We start from the raw sequence: 18,930 nt of genomic DNA on the forward strand, positions 1-18,930 counted from the left end.
CGCCCCTATTGCAATCGCAGCAACGCCTGCAACCCACTATCGTGAGAGTCTTCCGCGGCCTTCCCAATGCCGAGAGCCGCGCGCCGTGCGCGCTGACCATCGGCAACTTCGACGGTGTCCACCGCGGCCACCAGGCTCTGCTCGCCCACGTGCGCGCGGCCGCGAACGCGCGTGGCCTGCCCGTCTGCGTGATGACCTTCGAGCCGCACCCGCGCGAGTTCTTCAACCCGGCCGGCGCGCCGCCGCGCATCGCGATGCTGCGCGACAAGCTCGAGGCGCTGCGCACCAACGGGGTCGACCGGGTCGTCGTCGAGCACTTCAATCACACGTTCGCGAGCCAGTCGCCAGATGCGTTCGTCGAGCGGATCATCGTCAACGGCTTGCACGCGCGCTGGATCATGATCGGCGACGACTTCCGCTACGGCGCGAAGCGCGCCGGCGATTTCGCGTCGCTGCGCACGGCCGGCAAGCAGTACGGTTTCGAAGTCGAACAGATGGCGACGGTCGCCGATCCGACGGGCGCGCGCATCTCGAGCTCGGGCGTGCGCGCGGCGCTGGTCGCGGGCGACCTCGACTCGGCGCGCGCAGCGCTCGGCCGCGACTATCTGATCAGCGGCCACGTCACCCATGGCATGAAGCTCGGCCGCGATCTCGGCTTTCCGACGCTCAATCTGCCGATCGCGCACAAGCGTCCGGCACTGGCCGGCATCTTCGTCGTACAGGTGCACGGCATCGCCGAGCAACCGCTGCCGGGCGTCGCGAGCCTCGGCCTGCGCCCCACCGTCGACGATTCCGGCCGTGTGCTGCTCGAAGTGCACCTGCTCGATTGGCACGGCGACGCGTATGGCAAACTCGTGCGCGTCGAATTTCTGAAGAAGCTGCGCGACGAGGAGAAGTTCGTCGATCTCGAAACGCTGACCGCCGCGATCGCGCGCGACGTCGCCAATGCCCGCGCATGGTTCGCCGCGGTCGGCGCCGGCACGCCGGGCAGCCGTTCCACCGGTTTCGCCACCTCGGCCACCGACCGAATTAGATAACCACCGCGGTTCGGGCCGGCGCGCCGCGCCGCACGAACCGTCGCCGCGCGCATCGAAGGGCGTCCGTGCTTCACGCGGAGCCGCCTGCCGGGCGCGTCCCACGCTCCTCGCGCAGCGCGCAATCCGCGCGCCGCTACGCATAGAAACGAATTCACCGCCACCCACATCATGAGCAACAAGAAAGCTGATTCGAAACCGCAGTCCCGCTACCCGGTCAACCTGCTCGACACACCGTTCCCGATGCGCGGCGACCTGCCCAAGCGCGAGCCGCAATGGGTCAAGGACTGGCAGGAACGCAAGGTGTACGACAAGATCCGCGCCGCCTCCAGGGGCCGCACGAAGTTCATCCTGCACGACGGCCCGCCGTATGCGAACGGCGACATCCACCTCGGTCACGCGGTGAACAAAATCCTGAAGGACATGATCGTCAAGGCGCGCAATCTGGCGGGCTTCGACGCGGTCTACGTGCCGGGCTGGGACTGTCACGGCATGCCGATCGAAATCCAGATCGAAAAGCAGTTCGGCAAGTCGCTGCCGGCGGCCGAAGTGATGCAGAAGGCGCGCGCCTACGCGACCGAGCAGATCGAGAAGCAGAAGGCGGGCTTCCGCCGTCTGGGCGTACTGGGCGACTGGGACAATCCGTACAAGACGATGAACTTCGCGAATGAAGCCGGCGAAATCCGCGCGCTCGCGAAAATCATGGAAAAAGGCTACGTATTCCGCGGCCTGAAGCCGGTCAACTGGTGTTTCGACTGCGGCTCGGCGCTCGCCGAAGCGGAAGTCGAGTACAAGGACAAGACCGATCCGACCATCGACGTGCTGTTCAGCTTCGCCGAACCAGAGAAGACCGCGCAGGCGTTCGGCCTCGCCGCGCTGCCGCGCAACGAAGGCGGCATCGTGATCTGGACCACTACGCCGTGGACCATCCCCGCCAACCAGGCGCTGAACCTGCATCCGGAACTCGTCTACGCGCTCGTCGACACGCCGCGCGGCCTGCTGATCCTCGCTGAGGAACGCGTCGAGGCGTGCCTGAAGCTGTACGGCCTCGAAGGCACGGTCGTCGCGACGACGCCGGGCGAAAAGCTCGTGAACCTGCGCTTCAACCACCCGCTCGCGTCCGCGCATCCGGGCTACAAGCGCACCGCGCCGGTCTACCTCGGCGACTACGTGACGACCGAAACCGGCACCGGCGTCGTGCATTCGTCGCCGGCGTACGGCGTGGAAGACTTCGTGTCGTGCAAGGCGCACGGCATGGCCGACTCGGACATCATCAACCCGGTGATGGGCGACGGCCGCTACATCGAATCGCTCGCGCTGTTCGGCGGCCTGTCGATCTGGGCTGCCAATCCGCAGATCGTCGAGGCGCTGCAAGGCGCCGGCTCGCTGCTGCGCACCGAGAAGTACACGCACAGCTACATGCACTGCTGGCGCCACAAGACGCCGATCATCTACCGCGCCACTTCGCAGTGGTTCGCCGGCATGGACGTGAAGCCGAACGACGGCGACAGGACGCTGCGCGAGACCGCACTCGAAGGCATCGAGAACACGGCGTTCTATCCGTCGTGGGGCAAGCAGCGCCTCTTCAGCATGATCGCGAACCGCCCGGACTGGACGCTGTCGCGGCAGCGCCAGTGGGGCGTGCCGATGGCCTTCTTCGTGCACAAGGAAACCGGCGAGCTGCATCCGCGCACGCTGGAGTTGCTCGAACAGGTCGCGCAGCGCATCGAGAAGGAAGGCATCGAGGCATGGCAGACGGTCGATCCGCGAGAGCTGATCGGCGAGGACGCCAACCTGTACGAAAAGAACCGCGACACGCTCGACGTGTGGTTCGATTCAGGCACCACGCACTGGCACGTGCTGCGCGGCTCGCACAAGGACGAGCTGCAGTTTCCGGCCGACCTGTACCTCGAAGGCTCGGACCAGCATCGCGGCTGGTTCCATTCGTCGCTGTTGACCGCGTCGATGCTCGACGGCCGCCCGCCCTACAACGCGCTGCTCACGCACGGCTTCACCGTCGACGGCGAAGGCCGCAAGATGAGCAAGTCGCTCGGCAACGGCATCGATCCGCATGAAGTCGCAAACCGCCTCGGCGCGGAAATCATCCGTCTGTGGATCGCGTCGACCGACTACTCGGGCGAGCTCGCGATCTCCGAGGAAATCCTGAAGCGCGTGACGGAAGGCTATCGCCGCATCCGCAATACGCTGCGCTTCCTGCTCGCGAACCTGTCGGACTTCGACTTCGCGCAGCACGCGCGTCCGGTCGAAGACTGGCTCGAAATCGACCGTTACGCGGTGACGCTGTCGGCGAATCTGCAGAACGACATCCTCGCGCACTACGAGAAGTACGAGTTCCACCCGGTCGTCGCCAAGTTGCAGACGTTCTGCTCGGAAGACCTGGGCGGCTTCTACCTCGACGTGCTGAAGGACCGCCTCTACACGAGCGCGGCGGATTCGGTCGCCCGCCGCTCGGCGCAGACCGCGCTCTACCACATCGCGCACGGGCTGCTGCGCGTGATGGCGCCGTTCCTGTCGTTCACCGCGGAAGAAGCGTGGAAGGTGTTCCAGCCCAATAGCGAGACGATCTTCACCGAGACGTACCTCGCGTACCCGGCCGTGCCGGACGCGGGCGCGCTGCTCGACAAGTGGACGCTGCTGCGCGCGGTGCGCGGCGACGTGACCAAGGCGCTCGAAGAGGCGCGGGTCGCGAACCTGATCGGCTCGTCGCTGCAGGCGGAAGTCGAAATCCGCGCGAGCGGCGCGCGTTACGACGCACTCGCGAGCCTCGGCGACGACCTGAAGTTCGTGCTGATCACGTCGGCGGCGAACGTCGTCAAGGTCGACAGCGAAGCCGATGAAGGCGTCGAAGTGATCGCGTCGAAGTACCTGAAGTGCGAGCGCTGCTGGCACTATCGCGCGGACGTCGGCGCGAACGCCGGGCATCCGTCGCTGTGCGGCCGCTGCTTCGGCAACCTGTTCGGCAGTGGCGAATCGAGGAGCGCGGCATAATGGCGAGAACCATGTCGAAAACGCGCACCGGAAGCAGTTCGCTCGCACCCTGGCTCGGCATCGCGCTGATCGTCATCCTGTTCGACCAGTTGACGAAAATCGCCGTGCGCAAGGTGTTCGCCTACGGTGTGCCGCACGAGGTCACGCCGTTCTTCAACCTGATTCTCGTGTTCAACCGCGGCGCCGCGTTCAGCTTCCTCGCGATGGCGGGCGGCTGGCAGCGCTGGGCATTCACCGCGCTCGGCGTGGTCGCGGCGCTCGTGATCTGCTATCTGCTCAAGCGGCATAGCGGGCAGAAAATGTTCTGCACGGCGCTCGCGCTGATTCTCGGCGGCGCGCTCGGCAATGTGATCGACCGGCTCGCGTACGGCCACGTGATCGACTTCCTCGATTTCCACGTGGGCGGCTGGCACTGGCCGGCGTTCAATCTCGCCGACAGCGCGATCACGATCGGCGCGATCCTGCTCGTGATCGACGAGCTGCGGCGGGTACGCGGCACACGCTAACGTCGCCGACGTGAGGCACGGTCGCGGCTGCGCGAGCCGTGCCTCAGGTCCGGTTTGAAGCGCGCGGCGACGACGGGCAACGCCCTCGCGCCGCCGCGCGATCACGCTTTGTCGGAGGCTTTCGTTGGCAACCGCAGAACTCGCAGGCAAACACCTCGTCCTCGGCATGACGGGCGGCATCGCCTGCTACAAGATCGCCGAACTCACGCGTCTGCTGACCAAGGCAGGCGCGACCGTGCAGGTCGTCATGACCGAAGCGGCCACCCAGTTCATCACCCCCGTCACGATGCAGGCGCTGTCGGGGCGGCCGGTCTTCACGAGCCAGTGGGACGGTCGCGTGCCGAACAACATGGCGCACATCGATCTATCGCGCGAAGCCGATGTGATCGTGATCGCGCCGGCGTCGACCGACTTCCTCGCCAAGCTCGCGCACGGCATGGCCGACGATCTGCTGTCGACACTGTGCATCGCACGCGACTGCCCGCTGCTCGTCGTGCCGGCGATGAACCGGCAGATGTGGCAGAACCCGGCCACGCAACGCAACGTCGCGCAACTGCGCGCGGACGGCGTCGAGGTGCTCGGCCCGGATTCGGGCCCGCAGGCCTGCGGCGAAATCGGCGATGGGCGCATGCTCGAAGCGGCCGCGACCTACGAGGCGGTCGCGTCGTTCTTCGCGCCGAAAATCCTGTCCGGCCGGCGCGTGCTGCTGACCGCCGGGCCGACCTTCGAACCGCTCGACCCGGTGCGCGGCATCACCAATCGTTCGAGCGGCAAGATGGGCTTCGCGCTCGCGCGCGCCGCGCAGCAGGCCGGCGCCGACGTGCATCTGGTGGCCGGTCCGGTCGCGCTGGACACGCCGTGGGGCGTCTTGCGCGAGGACGTGCAGACCGCGCAGCAGATGCACGACGCGGTGATGCGCGCGGTCGCGGAGGCGGACATTTTCATCGGCGTCGCGGCGGTGGCCGACTGGCGCGTCGACCACGTCAGCGGTCAGAAGATCAAGAAGACCGCCGAGCACGCGCTGCCGAGCTTTTCATTCGTCGAGAATCCAGACATCCTCGCCGCGGTCGCCGGGCTGCCGAAGCCGCCGTTCGCGGTCGGCTTCGCCGCCGAAAGCGACAACCTCGAAGTCCACGGCGAGGAAAAGCGCGCGCGCAAGAACGTGCCGCTGCTGATCGGCAATCTGGGGCCGCAAACGTTCGGGCTCGACGACAACGAAGTGATTCTGTTCGAAGCAGGCCGCGCGACGAAGCTGCCACGCGCCGACAAGCAGACGCTGGCGCGCGCGCTGATCGCGGAAATCGCGAAGCGTCTGCCGCCCGGCATCAGTCCGGTTGGCTGAACGAGCGAGCGGCCGTGGGCCCGTGTGACCCTGCCATCTTTGCGCGGTAAGCCGACCGGAATCACCTGGAGCACTACTGCCATGACGCTACTCTCCGTGCTCGATCAAACACCGGTGATCGCCGGCCATTCGGTGGCGGACGCGATCGCCGCGACCGTCGAACTCGCGCAACTCGCCGACGACCTCGGCTACACGCGCTACTGGTGCGCCGAGCACCACGGCCTGCGCGGCGTGTCGAATCCCTGCCCTGAAGTGATGCTGGCGCGCCTCGGCAGCGTGACCAAACGCATTCGCATCGGCTCGGGCGGCATCATGCTGCCGTACTACAGCCCGTTCAAGGTCGCCGAGCAGTTCATGATGCTCGAGGCGCTGTTTCCGAATCGCGTCGATCTCGGCGTCGGACGCGCGCCGGGCGGCGACATGCGCACCGCGCAGGCGGTCGCCGCCGGCGCTTACAATCGCGGCGAGCATTTTCCGCAGCAGGTCGCCGAGCTGCTCGGCCTCATGCACGGCGCGCTGCCCGACGATCATCTCGCGCAGGGCGTGCTGCTGCAGCCGCAGATCGATACGCGCCCGCAGCTGTGGATGCTCGGCTCGAGCGACTTCGGCGGTTTGCTCGCGGCGCAGCTCGGCATCCGCTTTTCGTTCGCGCATTTCATCAACGCGCATTTCGGCAAACAGGTCGCGCTGGCGTATCGCGAGCGCTTCCAGCCTGGCAAAGACGCGTCGCGGCCGTATCTGGCGGCCGCGGTCTTCGTGATCTGCGCGGATACCGAGCAGGAAGCCGCGGACCTCGAAAAAGCCGTCGATCTGCGTCGCGTGCAGATGGCGTATGGTCTGAACGAACCGATACCCTCGATCGACCAAGGCATCGCGCAGGAATATGGCGAGCGCGAACAGCTCGTGATCGACCGCGAAAAGCCGCGCAGCATCATCGGCACGCCTGAGCGCGTGACCGAACGGCTCACGGATTTACAGCAGCAGTTCCAGGCCGACGAGCTGATGGTGCTGACCGTCGCCGGCAGCTATCGTGCGCGCTTGCGCTCCTACGAACTGCTCGCCGACGCGTTTCAGCTCGGCTCGAACCAGGCGGCTTGATCGCAAAGGCGTTGCCAGTCAGCCGCGTGCCCCTTCACCAATCTCACCCCCAACTATCGAACCTGAATGAAACTCGACCTGAAGATTCTCGATCAGCGCATGCGCGAACAGCTCCCCGCTTACGCGACGACCGGTAGCGCCGGCCTCGATCTGCGCGCCTGCCTCGACGAACCGCTGACGCTGAAACCCGGCGAAACCGCGCTGGTGCCGACCGGACTCGCGATCCACGTCGGCGACCCCGGTTATGCGGCGTTGATTCTGCCGCGCTCGGGTCTCGGCCATAAGCATGGGATCGTGCTCGGCAATCTGGTCGGCCTGATCGATTCCGATTACCAGGGCCAACTGATGATCTCGACGTGGAATCGCGGCGAGACGACATTCGTGCTGAATCCGATGGAACGCCTCGCTCAACTGGTGATCGTGCCCGTCGTGCAGGCCGGGTTCAATATCGTCGATGACTTCGAGGAAAGCGTGCGCGGCGCGGGCGGGTTTGGTAGCACCGGCAAGCATTGATCGATTGCTGCGACGCGGCGGCTGGCGCCTTCAGCGAGCGCCGTGAGAAAAAACCAGAGCATAAAAAAACGGCGCGGGATAAAACCCGCGCCGTTCTGCCTTTGGTGTCCGGCCAGCTCAACCCAACGTCGGCCTGACTGACATCACTCGACTTCCACCGCCTCCGGATTCGGATTGCGCGGCGCCGGATGCTCGTCGAAGGTCAACTGCACCTTGTCCTCGGCATCGACGTCGACCGTCACGCGGCCGCCGTTCATCAGCTTGCCGAACAGCAGCTCGTCGGCGAGCGCGCGACGGATCGTGTCCTGGATCAGGCGCTGCATTGGCCGCGCGCCCATCAGCGGATCGAAACCGTGCTTCGCCAGATGCTTGCGCAGCGCATCGGTGAACAGCGCATCGACCTTCTTCTCGTGAAGCTGATCTTCCAGCTGCATCAGGAATTTGTCGACCACGCGCATGATGATTTCCTCATCGAGCGAACGGAAGCTGATCGTCGCGTCCAGACGGTTGCGGAACTCCGGCGTGAACATGCGCTTGATGTCGACCATCTCGTCGCCCGCCTCGCGGCGGTTCGTGAAGCCGATCACCGACTTGCCCATCGCCTCGGCGCCCGCGTTCGTCGTCATGATGATGATGACGTTGCGGAAGTCCGCCTTACGCCCGTTGTTGTCCGTCAGCGTGCCGTGGTCCATCACCTGCAGCAGCACGTTGAAGATGTCCGGATGCGCCTTTTCGATTTCGTCGAGCAGCAGCACGCAGTGCGGCTTCTTCGTGATCGCCTCGGTCAGCAGGCCGCCCTGGTCGAAACCGACGTAGCCCGGCGGCGCGCCGATCAGCCGGCTCACCGCGTGACGCTCCATGTACTCCGACATGTCGAAGCGGATCAGCTCGATGCCGAGCGTGAACGCGAGCTGCTTCGCGACCTCGGTCTTGCCGACGCCGGTCGGACCCGAGAACAGGAATGCGCCGATCGGCTTGTCGAGCTTGCCGAGGCCCGCGCGCGCCATCTTGATCGCGGCCGACAGCGCGTCGATAGCCGGATCTTGACCAAACACGACGCTCTTCAGATCGCGGTCGAGCGTCTGCAGCTTGCTGCGATCGTCCTGCGACACGCTTTGCGCCGGCACGCGCGCGATCTTCGAGATGATTTCCTCGATCTCGTTCTTGCCGATCGTCTTCTTCTGCTTCGATTTCGGCAGAATGCGCTGCGCCGCGCCCGCTTCGTCGATCACGTCGATCGCCTTGTCCGGCAAATGACGATCGGTGATGAAGCGCGCCGACAACTCAGCCGCCGCCGACAGCGCACCCGACGAATACTTGACGCCGTGGTGCTCTTCGAAGCGCGATTTCAGCCCGCGCAGGATCGCGACCGTCTGCTCGACGGTCGGCTCGGTCACGTCGATCTTCTGGAAACGACGCGACAGCGCCGCGTCCTTTTCGAAGATGCCGCGATATTCGGTGAAGGTGGTTGCGCCGATGCACTTCAGCGTGCCCGACGAGAGCGCCGGTTTCAGCAGGTTCGACGCGTCCAGCGTGCCGCCCGACGCGGCGCCCGCGCCGATCAGCGTATGGATTTCGTCGATGAAGAGAATGGCGTGCGGACGCTCCTTCAGTTCCTTCAGCACCGTCTTCAGACGCTGCTCGAAGTCGCCGCGATACTTGGTGCCCGCGAGCAGCGCGCCCATGTCGAGCGAATACACCTGGGCATCGGCCAGGATGTCCGGCACTTCGCCGCGCGTGATGCGCCATGCGAGCCCTTCGGCGATCGCGGTCTTGCCGACACCGGCCTCGCCGACCAGCAGCGGATTGTTCTTGCGGCGGCGACACAGCACCTGCACCACACGCTCGACTTCCGACTCACGTCCGATCAGTGGATCGATGCGGCCGTCCTTCGCCATCTGGTTCAGGTTCTGCGTGAACTGGGCGAGCGGCGTTTCCTTCTGCGCGGCGGCTTCGTCGGACTCGGCATTCGCATCGCTCGCCTTCGCGGCGTCCGAACTGCTCGTCTTGGCGATGCCGTGCGAGATGAAATTGACGACGTCCAGACGCGTGACGCCCTGCTGCTGCAGGTAGTACACCGCATGCGAGTCCTTCTCGCCGAAGATCGCGACCAGCACGTTCGCGCCGGTCACTTCCTTCTTGCCGTTCGAGGTGGACTGCACATGCATGATCGCGCGCTGGATCACACGCTGGAAACCGAGCGTGGGCTGCGTGTCGACGTCGTCCGTGCCCGGCACGGTCGGCGTGTTGTCATGAATGAAGTTGCGCAGGTTCTGGCGCAGATCCTCGATATTGGCCGCGCATGCGCGCAGTACCTCTGCCGCCGTCGGGTTATCCAACAGCGCGAGCAAAAGATGCTCGACCGTTATGAACTCGTGCCTTGCCTGGCGCGCTTCCATGAACGCCATATGCAGGCTGACTTCCAGTTCCTGGGCAATCATGCTTCCTCCATCACACACTGCAGCGGATGCCCGGCCTGCCGTGCGTGGGTAACGACTTGCTCGACTTTGGTCGACGCGATGTCCCGCGTATAGACCCCACAAACTCCCCTGCCCTCGCGATGCACCTTCAACATGACCTGCGTTGCGGTTTCACGATCCTTATTGAAATATTCCTGCACGATCATCACGACAAATTCCATCGGCGTGAAGTCGTCATTCAGCAGCACCACCTTGTACATGGATGGCGGCTTGAGTTTCTGCTCCTGCCGCTCCAGTACGGTGCCGTCCTGCTTGTCCGGGATAATCGCCATACACCCATTCTAAACAACTAGGACAGGCCCGCAATCCTGTCAGAACCCGGCCGCCCGGCCGATGAGCCCGTTCGCTGCCACCCGGCGGTCACGACGCTGTCATGTTCGGCCAGGCCTGCGCGTTTTCGACGGGCCGATTGCGGTGCCGGCCCCGATCCTGTCATGCGCGGCGCGTGCTGCACCGCGGTCGGATCGAGTATCGCACAACCTGCCGGTACTGGCTGCGAGCGCTCGCCGCGCTGGGCGTCGGCGCCGCGGGCACAGTCAGCATGTGAGTGGATTATGCGACTTTTCAAGCCACGCCGCTTGCGCCACCGCACATACGGAAGCGGTAAAAACCCTGGAAAGCGGCCTGTTTGCAACGCGACAACGACGTCTCAAAATTTTCTTGACACTCGAATAAAGAGCCCCAACAATCAAGCTGGCACTTTTTTCACCAAGCCATAATCTCGAAAAAATGCCGATGGTGAGCTTGTGAGGAGGGAACGACTGCCTCGCGTGGTCGTGGCTTTTCGAGGGCTCGTGGTAGTGACATGAGTTACAGGGGAAGTTGGAATGGCAACTGGTACGGTCAAATGGTTTAACGACGCAAAGGGTTTCGGATTCATCACGCCTGACGAGGGCGGCGAGGATCTGTTTGCACACTTCTCGGCCATCCAGATGAATGGCTTCAAGACGCTGAAGGAAGGCCAGAAGGTCACCTTCGAAGTCGTGCAAGGCCCGAAAGGCAAGCAGGCATCGAACATTCAGGCGCCAGCCTGAAACGTTTCGATACCCGTCCTTTTTGAAACCCGGCTCCGCGCCGGGTTTCTTTTTTGCGGCAGCTTTCTATGGCAACGGATTTTCCGGCCGGAAAGCCGCGCGAAAATTCCGGGTAAAAAAATACCCCGGCCGTTTGCTGGCGCCGGGGGTTTTATGCGAACCGGATAATCCCGGCGCGTCAATTACATATTTTCGATCATCACTTGCCCAAATGCCGAGCACGACACCTGGGTCGCGCCTTCCATCAGGCGGGCGAAATCGTAAGTCACGCGCTTTTGCAGGATCGATTTTTCCATCGAGTTGATTATCAGATCCGCCGCCTCGAACCAGCCCAGGTGGCGCAGCATCATTTCCGCTGACAGGATTTCCGAGCCGGGATTCACGTAATCCTTGCCCGCGTATTTCGGCGCCGTGCCGTGCGTCGCTTCGAACATCGCAACCGAATCCGACAGGTTCGCGCCCGGCGCGATTCCGATTCCGCCGACCTGCGCGGCGAGCGCGTCCGAGATGTAGTCGCCGTTCAGGTTCAGCGTGGCGATCACGTCGTATTCGGCCGGGCGCAGCAGGATCTGCTGCAGGAACGCGTCGGCAATCACGTCCTTCACGACGACGTCGCCGCCGGTCTTCGGATTCCTGACTTTCATCCAGGGACCGCCGTCGATCAGTTCCGCGTTGAACTCCTTCTGCGCGAGCGCGTAGCCGTAGTCGCGAAACGCGCCTTCGGTGTACTTCATGATGTTGCCCTTGTGCACCAGCGTGACCGAGCGGCGTTCATTGTCGATCGCGTACTGGATCGCCTTGCGCACCAGACGCTCGGTACCTTCGCGCGACACCGGCTTGATGCCGATACCCGACGAATCCGGAAAGCGGATCTTCTTCACGCCCATTTCTTCGCGCAAGAACTTGATGATCTTCTTCGCCTGCTCGGATTCAGCTGGCCATTCGATGCCCGCGTAGATGTCTTCCGAGTTCTCGCGGAAGATCACCATGTTGGTCTTCTCGGGCTCGCGCACCGGCGAGGGCACGCCCTTCAAATATCGCACCGGGCGCAGGCACACATAGAGGTCCAGTTCCTGGCGCAACGCGACGTTCAGCGAGCGGATGCCGCCCCCGACTGGCGTGGTGAGCGGCCCCTTGATCGACACGATGTATTCCTTGACCACCTGCAGCGTTTCGTCCGGCAGCCATACGTCCGGGCCGTACACCCGGGTCGCCTTCTCGCCCGCGTAGATTTCCATCCAGTGGATTTTCTTCTTGCCGCCGTACGCCTTTTCGACCGCCGCATCCACGACCTTGAGCATGACCGGCGTGATGTCCAGACCAGTGCCGTCGCCTTCGATGTACGGGATGATCGGCTCGTCGGAAACGTTGAGCGAGAAGTCGGCGTTGACGGTGATCTTATCGCCACCTGTCGGAATCTTGATGTGCTGATACGGCATGATCGGACTCCAGTGAAAGCTGTGCAAAAGCTGATGGGAGACTGCGAAAGAGACGCCCTCGCCGCGCAATGCCGCACCGCCGCGAGCGGCCTGGCCGCTATTCTAGCCCACGTCCCACGCGCGACGCGGCCGCCCCTAGCTCCGGGTTTTCCAACATAGACGGCCTCTCGAACGCGCCACGCTCCTCTATAAGATAGAAGAATCTGCGTCCCGGTTTATGCATTATCATCGCGCCGTATCGCTCTGCCGTATCGCTCTCCTATGCGCCTTCTCGCCCTCAACAAGCCATTCGGCACCATCTGTCAATTTTCGCCACACGAGACGCGGACGTCGCTTGCCGACTGGGTCAGTCTACCCGGCGTCTATCCGGCCGGCCGGCTCGACTCCGATAGCGAAGGCCTGCTGCTGCTCACCGATGACGGCGCGCTGCAGGCGCGCATCGCCGAGCCGCGTCACAAGCTCGTCAAACGCTATTGGGCGCAAGTCGAAGGCGCGCTCGACGACGCCGCGTTGAAAAAGCTCGCGCGCGGCGTCGATCTCGGCGACTACGTGACACGCCCATGTCAGGCGACCTATGTTGAACCGTCCAGCTCGCTGTGGGCGCGCACGCCGCCGATCCGCTATCGCGCCGCGATCCCGACCACATGGGTCGAGCTGTCGATCACCGAAGGCAAGAACCGTCAGGTGCGTCGCATGACGGCGGCGGTGGGTTTTCCGACGCTGCGTCTCGTGCGGGTCGGCATCGGTGCGCTTGACATTTTTTCACTCGGACTGCAACCTGGACAGAGCACGGAGTTGCGAGCGAACGCGCCATGGGATGGCGTCGCCTGAACATTATTTGACGATTGTTCGTTTATCGCCGCAACACCACGTGCCGAACTCACGCACGCGCGAATCAGCCTGGACGTGCTCACTCCAAACCCGTTTCACGGCTGTGACAATCAAGCTAACTCGTTGTAGCAGCACGCAAAATAATGCGTGAAACGCAGGCCCGAAATGCGTGAAACAAGTGGGCTCGCCGCGAGCCTGCGCCACGCGGTTTGATCGCGTGTCATCACGATCAAAATTTCCGCGCAATTCGCGTCAACCGCCGTACAACTCCACGCGTTATCCGACGCAGATGCCGCCGAAGCTATCCGGCATTCAGCCTTAAAGACATTTGCATACGCCGTTTTCGCGGCGAGTACGAAAGTCCGAACGCTAGCAGACGCGTCGAAAAATTTGTTCGATGCGGCTGTCAACCGAAAGGTGGATGGCACGTTTACCGACATGACTCTACATATGCCGGGTCATTTGGTTAATTAACTCAAGCTGAGGATTCACAAAATGAACAAACTGATCGCCGCTCTGGTCGCTGGCCTCTTCGCAACGGCAGCATTCGCACAAGCTTCGGCACCGGAAGCAGCTCCGGCAGCTCCGGCAGCAGCAGCTTCGTCGGCAAAGAAGACCACCAAGCACGCTCACAAGAAGTCGCACAAGAAGGCAGCAGCTGCAGCTTCGGCAGCTTCGGAGTAAGTTGCTTGTAAAAACGCAGTAAAGAACCAGCTTCATTGCCGTTCTTACGGCGTTGTAAGGCAGATCACCGCAAGGCGATCTGCCTTTTTGTTTTTGACGCGCTCGCGTAACATGCGCGAGTCAATTTCAGCAAGGAGTCTTGCCGTGCGATTTTCCATGCGCTCGTCGATGGCGCGTTTCGCCATTGCCGTAGCACTGCCGCTCGCGGCGCTGTCGTTCGTCGTCACCACGGCTCCCGCCCAGGCGCAGCAGATGCCGCCGGGCGCCAAGCAGCCGAGCGAGTTTCCGCGCGTCAAGCTGACCGCTGGCATGTTCGTGATCGACGCGGCCGTCGCCGCCAACGACGCGGACCGCGAACAGGGCTTGATGTATCGCACGAAGCTCGCGCCGAACGAAGGGATGCTGTTCGTGTTCAACGAGAACGCGGGCCACTGCTTCTGGATGAAGAACACGCTGATCCCGCTGTCGATCGCATTCATGCGCGCCGACGGCACGATCACCGACATCGACGAGATGCAGGCCGAGACCACCAACAACCACTGCCCAACGCACAACGGCGTGTTCGCGCTGGAAATGCCCAAGGGCTGGTTCTCGGCGAAGGGCATCAAGCCGGGCATGCAGGTCCAGGGCTTACCGCCGGTGCCGGGTATCACGCAGTAAGACCCTCTCACCGCCGGTCCGCGTGTCCGTGCAGCCCCGTAAATGGCCCCGGAGCGGCCTCCGAGCGGGGGCACCGTCCCGCCACGCTATCCCGCGAAAAGCCGGCGTCTCGACCCGAGGCGCCGGCTTTTTTTCGCCCGCTCAGCCCCGCGCCACCAGCCTTCGCGCCGGCTGGCAGGATTCATGCAAAAGACCAATCGACGCGCTATCCTTGTAATCTCGATAAGGTAACGCCAGATAAAGCACCACTCAGACTCCCCGGGCGGCCCACGCGGTCGCCCGGCATGCGTTTCAGGCGCGCCATTACAAGGAGATTCACGTGCCCCGCAAGACTCCCATCGAGCGCTACCGGAATATCGGCATCAGCGCTCACATCGATGCCGGCAAAACCACCACCACCGAACGGATCCTGTTCTACACCGGCGTGACCCACAAGATCGGCGAGGTTCACGACGGTGCGGCGACGATGGACTGGATGGAACAGGAGCAGGAGCGCGGCATCACGATCACGTCGGCGGCCACGACCGCGTTCTGGAAGGGCATGGCCGGCAACTATCCCGAGCATCGGATCAACATCATCGACACCCCCGGGCACGTCGACTTCACGATCGAAGTCGAGCGCTCGATGCGCGTGCTCGACGGCGCCTGCATGGTGTACGACTCGGTCGGCGGCGTGCAGCCGCAATCGGAAACCGTGTGGCGCCAGGCGAACAAGTACAAGGTGCCGCGCATCGCATTCGTCAACAAGATGGACCGCGTCGGCGCGGACTTCTTCCGCGTGCAGCGGCAGATCGGCGATCGTCTGAAGGGGGTCGCCGTGCCGATCCAGATTCCGATCGGCGCGGAAGAGCACTTCCAGGGCGTGGTCGACCTCGTCAAGATGAAGGCGATCTACTGGGACGACGACAGCCAGGGCATCAAGTTCGAGTACCGCGACATCCCGGCTGAACTCGCGGCCACTGCGAAGGAATGGCACGACAAGATGGTCGAGGCCGCGGCCGAGGCGAACGAGGAACTGCTCGAGAAGTACCTCGGCGGCGAACCGCTGAGCGAAGCCGAAATCAAGCACGGCATCCGCGCGCGCACGATCGCCAACGAGATCGTGCCGATGTTGTGCGGCAGCGCGTTCAAGAACAAGGGCGTGCAGGCGATGCTCGACGCGGTGATCGACTATCTGCCGTCGCCGGTCGACGTGCCCGCGATCACCGGTCACGACGAGCACGACAAGGAAATCGAGCGTCATCCCAACGACGACGATCCGTTCTCGGCGCTCGCCTTCAAGATCATGACCGACCCGTTCGTCGGTCAGCTGATCTTCTTCCGCGTGTACTCGGGCGTCGTCAACTCGGGCGACACGGTCTACAACGCGGTCAAGGAAAAGAAGGAACGCCTCGGCCGGATCCTGCAGATGCACGCGAACGAGCGCAAGGAAATCAAGGAGGTCTACGCGGGCGACATCGCCGCGGCCGTCGGCCTGAAGGAAGCGACCACCGGCGACACGCTCTGCGATCCTAATCATGTGATCATCCTTGAAAAGATGATCTTCCCGGACCCGGTGATCTCGCAGGCCGTCGAACCGAAGACCAAGGCCGACCAGGAAAAGATGGGCATCGCGCTGAACCGTCTCGCGCAGGAAGACCCGTCGTTCCGCGTGCAGACCGATGAGGAATCCGGACAGACGATCATCTCCGGCATGGGCGAGCTGCACCTCGAAATTCTGGTCGACCGGATGAAGCGCGAGTTCGGCGTGGAAGCGACCGTCGGCAAGCCGCAGGTCGCGTATCGCGAAACCGTGCGCAACAAGGTCGAGGACGTCGAAGGCAAGTTCGTCAAGCAGTCGGGCGGCCGCGGTCAGTATGGCCACGCGGTGATTACGCTGGAGCCGTCCGAGCAGGGCAAGGGCTACGAATTCGTAGACGCGATCAAGGGCGGCGTGATTCCGCGCGAATTCATCCCCGCGGTCGACAAGGGCATCGTGGAAACGCTGAAAGCCGGCGTGCTCGCGGGCTATCCGGTCGTCGACGTGAAGGTCACGCTGACCTTCGGTTCGTACCACGACGTCGACTCGAACGAAAACGCGTTCCGCATGGCCGGTTCGATAGCGTTCAAGGAAGCGATGCGCAAGGCGAAGCCCATCCTGCTCGAACCGATGATGGCCGTGGAGGTGGAAACGCCCGAGGACTTCATGGGCAACGTGATGGGCGACCTGTCGAGCCGACGCGGCATGGTGCAGGGCATGGAAGACATCGCGGGCGGCGGCGGCAAGCTGGTGCGCGCGGAGGTGCCGCTCGCCGAGATGTTCGGCTATTCGACGTCGCTGCGCTCGGCCACCCAGGGCCGCGCGACCTACACGATGGAGTTCAAGCATTACGCCGAGACGCCGAGCAATGTCGCCGAGGCCGTGATCAACACGAAGAAACAATGACGCTGACGCGGCGGCGTTGAGCGCGACAAGCCGAAGCCCGCTCCCTGTGAGCGGGCTTTTTTTATGGCGCCGTTTGCATCGTCGAGCCACGCACCCGTTTTTTGAACGTGCCAGAATGTTGATCAGCCATGCGGCACGCCCCTGAATCGTAAGACCGAAGCGAACGACTCGAACGCGGCACGCCAGCCGAGGAGGAGACACGATGAGCCACGATCACGAACATCCGCATTACCGGGCCGAGCACGACGCCGCCGAAGCCAGCCAGCAGATCGACTGGCGCGAACACGGCGTGAAGGTCATCCGCGGCGATCAGCTCGACACCAACACCGCGCAAACGCCGGGCATGAACCGCGCGGCCGCGATCAACGCGGCGCGCGTCGGCGCGCAGAAAATCTGGGCCGGCACCGTGACGATCCATCCGAATGCGAAGACCGGCGCGCATCATCATGGCGCGCTCGAAAGCGTGATCTACGTTGTGCGCGGCCAGGCGCGCATGCGCTGGGGCGAGCATCTGGAATTCACCGCCGAGGCCGGTCCCGGCGACTTCATCTTCGTGCCGCCCTACGTGCCGCATCAGGAGATCAACGCGAGCACCGACGAGCCGCTCGAATGCGTGCTCGTGCGCAGCGACAATGAAGCGGTCGTCGTCAATTTGAACATCGACGCGGTCGAGCAGCCGGAAACCGTCTACTGGGTCGATCCGATCCACAAGCATCCGCACGATCACTAAGCCGCTCATCAACCTATCCATTCATCCGCTCGTGCCACATGACGCCTAACGCCTCGCTGCGCCCTCGCCTCGTCGCGCTCTACGCGGTGCTGCTCGCCGCCAACCTCGGCGCATGGCTGTGGGCGCTAATCGCGTTTCGCCACTACCCGCTGCTGCTCGGCACCGCGCTGCTCGCGTATGGCTTCGGTCTGCGTCATGCGGTCGACGCCGACCACATCGCGGCGATCGACGCCGTTACGCGCAAGCTGATGCAAACCGGCATGCGACCGGTCGGGATCGGGCTCGCGTTTTCGCTCGGCCATTCGACGATCGTGATCGCGGCGACGATCGGCATCGCCTGGACCACGCATTCGCTGAATGGGCGCTTCGAGAGCTTCAAGGAAGTAGGCGGCACGCTCGGGACACTGGTTTCCGCGTCGTTCCTGCTGGTGCTCGCGGCGGTCAATCTCGTGGTCCTGCGCGACGTGTGGCGCCGCTACCGGCACACGCAACGCGGCGACGTTGCGAGCACAGCGTCAGCCGATGCGCTCGCCCCAGCCGGGCTGCTGTCGCGCGCATTGCGGCCGCTGTTTCGGCTGGTCACGAAAAGCTGGCACATGTATCCGGTCGGCGTGCTGTTCGGGCTCGGCTTCGACACCGCGACCGAGGTCGGCCTGCTCGCGATCGCTGCGTCGCAGGCCAGCACTGGCCTGCCGCTCTATTCGATCCTCGTGTTCCCGGCGCTCTTCACGGCCGGCATGACGCTTGTCGATTCGACCGACAACGTGCTGATGGTGCACGCGTACGGCTGGGCGATGGACGACCCGAAGCGCAAGCTTTACTACAACGCGAGCATCACGTTCGTGTCGGCGATGGTCGCGATCGTGATTGGCGGCGTCGAGGCGCTGGGGCTGCTGTCGGATCGCTTGGGCTGGAGCGGCGGGGTGACGGATGCGATCGTCGGAATCAACGATCATTTCGGCGCGCTCGGCTATGCGATCGTCGCGGCCTTCATGGCGTGCTGGATCGGCTCGGTGCTGTTTCATCGCTGGAGACGGCCGGATACGGCGGCACGATAAGTGATCTGGCCTACCGGGAAACCGATCTACACCGTAGGTTTCTTTGAGAGTTCCACCTTGTGGAGTTCGAAACCGCATTTCGCACCG

General features: G+C 63.7%; 16 protein-coding genes. 13 read left to right on the top strand and 3 right to left on the bottom strand.

Annotated elements, in window-relative coordinates:
* The first annotated feature begins 41 nt into the window (after positions 1-41).
* The 6 genes from OKW26_RS30115 (at position 42) to dut (ending at position 7,502) form a co-directional block, all read left to right on the top strand.
* Complete coding sequence (locus tag OKW26_RS30115; RefSeq protein WP_187613343.1) at positions 42-1,037, top strand: bifunctional riboflavin kinase/FAD synthetase; 996 nt, start codon at positions 42-44, stop codon at positions 1,035-1,037.
* A 168-nt stretch (positions 1,038-1,205) separates the two neighbouring features.
* On the top strand, positions 1,206-4,043 hold the full coding sequence (ileS, locus tag OKW26_RS30120) for an isoleucine--tRNA ligase (RefSeq protein WP_429356048.1): 2,838 nt from the start codon (positions 1,206-1,208) through the stop codon (positions 4,041-4,043).
* Positions 4,043-4,549, top strand: a complete 507-nt coding sequence (gene lspA, locus OKW26_RS30125; RefSeq protein WP_090801573.1) for a signal peptidase II — start codon at positions 4,043-4,045, stop codon at positions 4,547-4,549. The genes ileS and lspA overlap by 1 nt, the downstream gene beginning before the upstream one ends.
* 124 nt (positions 4,550-4,673) lie before the next feature.
* Positions 4,674-5,891, top strand: coding sequence for a bifunctional phosphopantothenoylcysteine decarboxylase/phosphopantothenate--cysteine ligase CoaBC (gene coaBC, locus OKW26_RS30130; protein WP_187613345.1), 1,218 nt, complete (start codon positions 4,674-4,676; stop codon positions 5,889-5,891).
* An 81-nt stretch (positions 5,892-5,972) separates the two neighbouring features.
* Complete coding sequence (locus tag OKW26_RS30135) at positions 5,973-6,989, top strand: LLM class flavin-dependent oxidoreductase (RefSeq protein WP_429356049.1); 1,017 nt, start codon at positions 5,973-5,975, stop codon at positions 6,987-6,989.
* Positions 6,990-7,055: 66 nt separating this feature from the next.
* Entirely contained in the window at positions 7,056-7,502 is a 447-nt protein-coding gene (gene dut / locus OKW26_RS30140; protein ID WP_018421593.1) for a dUTP diphosphatase, read from the top strand.
* Between the two features lie 143 nt (positions 7,503-7,645).
* Here dut and clpA read toward each other — a convergent pair whose 3' ends face one another.
* Entirely contained in the window at positions 7,646-9,943 is a 2,298-nt protein-coding gene (gene clpA, locus OKW26_RS30145; protein ID WP_429356050.1) for an ATP-dependent Clp protease ATP-binding subunit ClpA, read from the bottom strand.
* Entirely contained in the window at positions 9,940-10,254 is a 315-nt protein-coding gene (clpS, locus tag OKW26_RS30150; RefSeq protein ID WP_008919570.1) for an ATP-dependent Clp protease adapter ClpS, read from the bottom strand. The genes clpA and clpS overlap by 4 nt, the downstream gene beginning before the upstream one ends.
* A gap of 555 nt (positions 10,255-10,809) precedes the next feature.
* Here clpS and OKW26_RS30155 point away from each other — a divergent pair.
* Complete coding sequence (locus OKW26_RS30155; protein ID WP_007180614.1) at positions 10,810-11,016, top strand: cold-shock protein; 207 nt, start codon at positions 10,810-10,812, stop codon at positions 11,014-11,016.
* Between the two features lie 182 nt (positions 11,017-11,198).
* Here the strand turns inward: OKW26_RS30155 and icd are convergent, their stop codons facing one another.
* Complete coding sequence (icd, locus tag OKW26_RS30160) at positions 11,199-12,455, bottom strand: NADP-dependent isocitrate dehydrogenase (RefSeq protein ID WP_429356051.1); 1,257 nt, start codon at positions 12,453-12,455, stop codon at positions 11,199-11,201.
* Positions 12,456-12,716: 261 nt separating this feature from the next.
* On the opposite strand from icd, the gene OKW26_RS30165 reads away from it, so the two are divergent.
* The 6 genes from OKW26_RS30165 to OKW26_RS30190 all read left to right on the top strand — a co-directional run bounded on the left by OKW26_RS30165 (position 12,717) and on the right by OKW26_RS30190 (position 18,843).
* The gene (locus OKW26_RS30165; protein ID WP_429356052.1) at positions 12,717-13,286 is read left to right on the top strand and encodes a pseudouridine synthase; all 570 of its coding nucleotides are present in this window, start codon (positions 12,717-12,719) and stop codon (positions 13,284-13,286) included.
* A gap of 495 nt (positions 13,287-13,781) precedes the next feature.
* Complete coding sequence (locus OKW26_RS30170) at positions 13,782-13,970, top strand: hypothetical protein (protein WP_184058182.1); 189 nt, start codon at positions 13,782-13,784, stop codon at positions 13,968-13,970.
* 144 nt (positions 13,971-14,114) lie between these two features.
* Positions 14,115-14,630 carry a DUF192 domain-containing protein gene (locus OKW26_RS30175; protein ID WP_176078905.1) on the top strand — a complete coding sequence of 172 codons (516 nt, stop codon included), beginning with the start codon at positions 14,115-14,117 and terminating at the stop codon, positions 14,628-14,630.
* Between the two features lie 319 nt (positions 14,631-14,949).
* The gene (gene fusA, locus OKW26_RS30180; RefSeq protein ID WP_429356053.1) at positions 14,950-17,055 is read left to right on the top strand and encodes an elongation factor G; all 2,106 of its coding nucleotides are present in this window, start codon (positions 14,950-14,952) and stop codon (positions 17,053-17,055) included.
* Between the two features lie 202 nt (positions 17,056-17,257).
* Complete coding sequence (locus OKW26_RS30185; RefSeq protein WP_090801585.1) at positions 17,258-17,785, top strand: cupin domain-containing protein; 528 nt, start codon at positions 17,258-17,260, stop codon at positions 17,783-17,785.
* 38 nt (positions 17,786-17,823) lie between these two features.
* A complete protein-coding gene (locus tag OKW26_RS30190) occupies positions 17,824-18,843 on the top strand; it encodes a HoxN/HupN/NixA family nickel/cobalt transporter (protein WP_429356054.1) in 1,020 nt (339 codons plus the stop codon).
* The last annotated feature ends 87 nt before the right edge of the window (positions 18,844-18,930 follow it).

Source organism: Paraburkholderia sp. 32, assembly GCF_050435345.1.
In the GTDB taxonomy this organism is placed as follows: Bacteria; Pseudomonadota; Gammaproteobacteria; order Burkholderiales; family Burkholderiaceae; genus Paraburkholderia; species Paraburkholderia tuberum.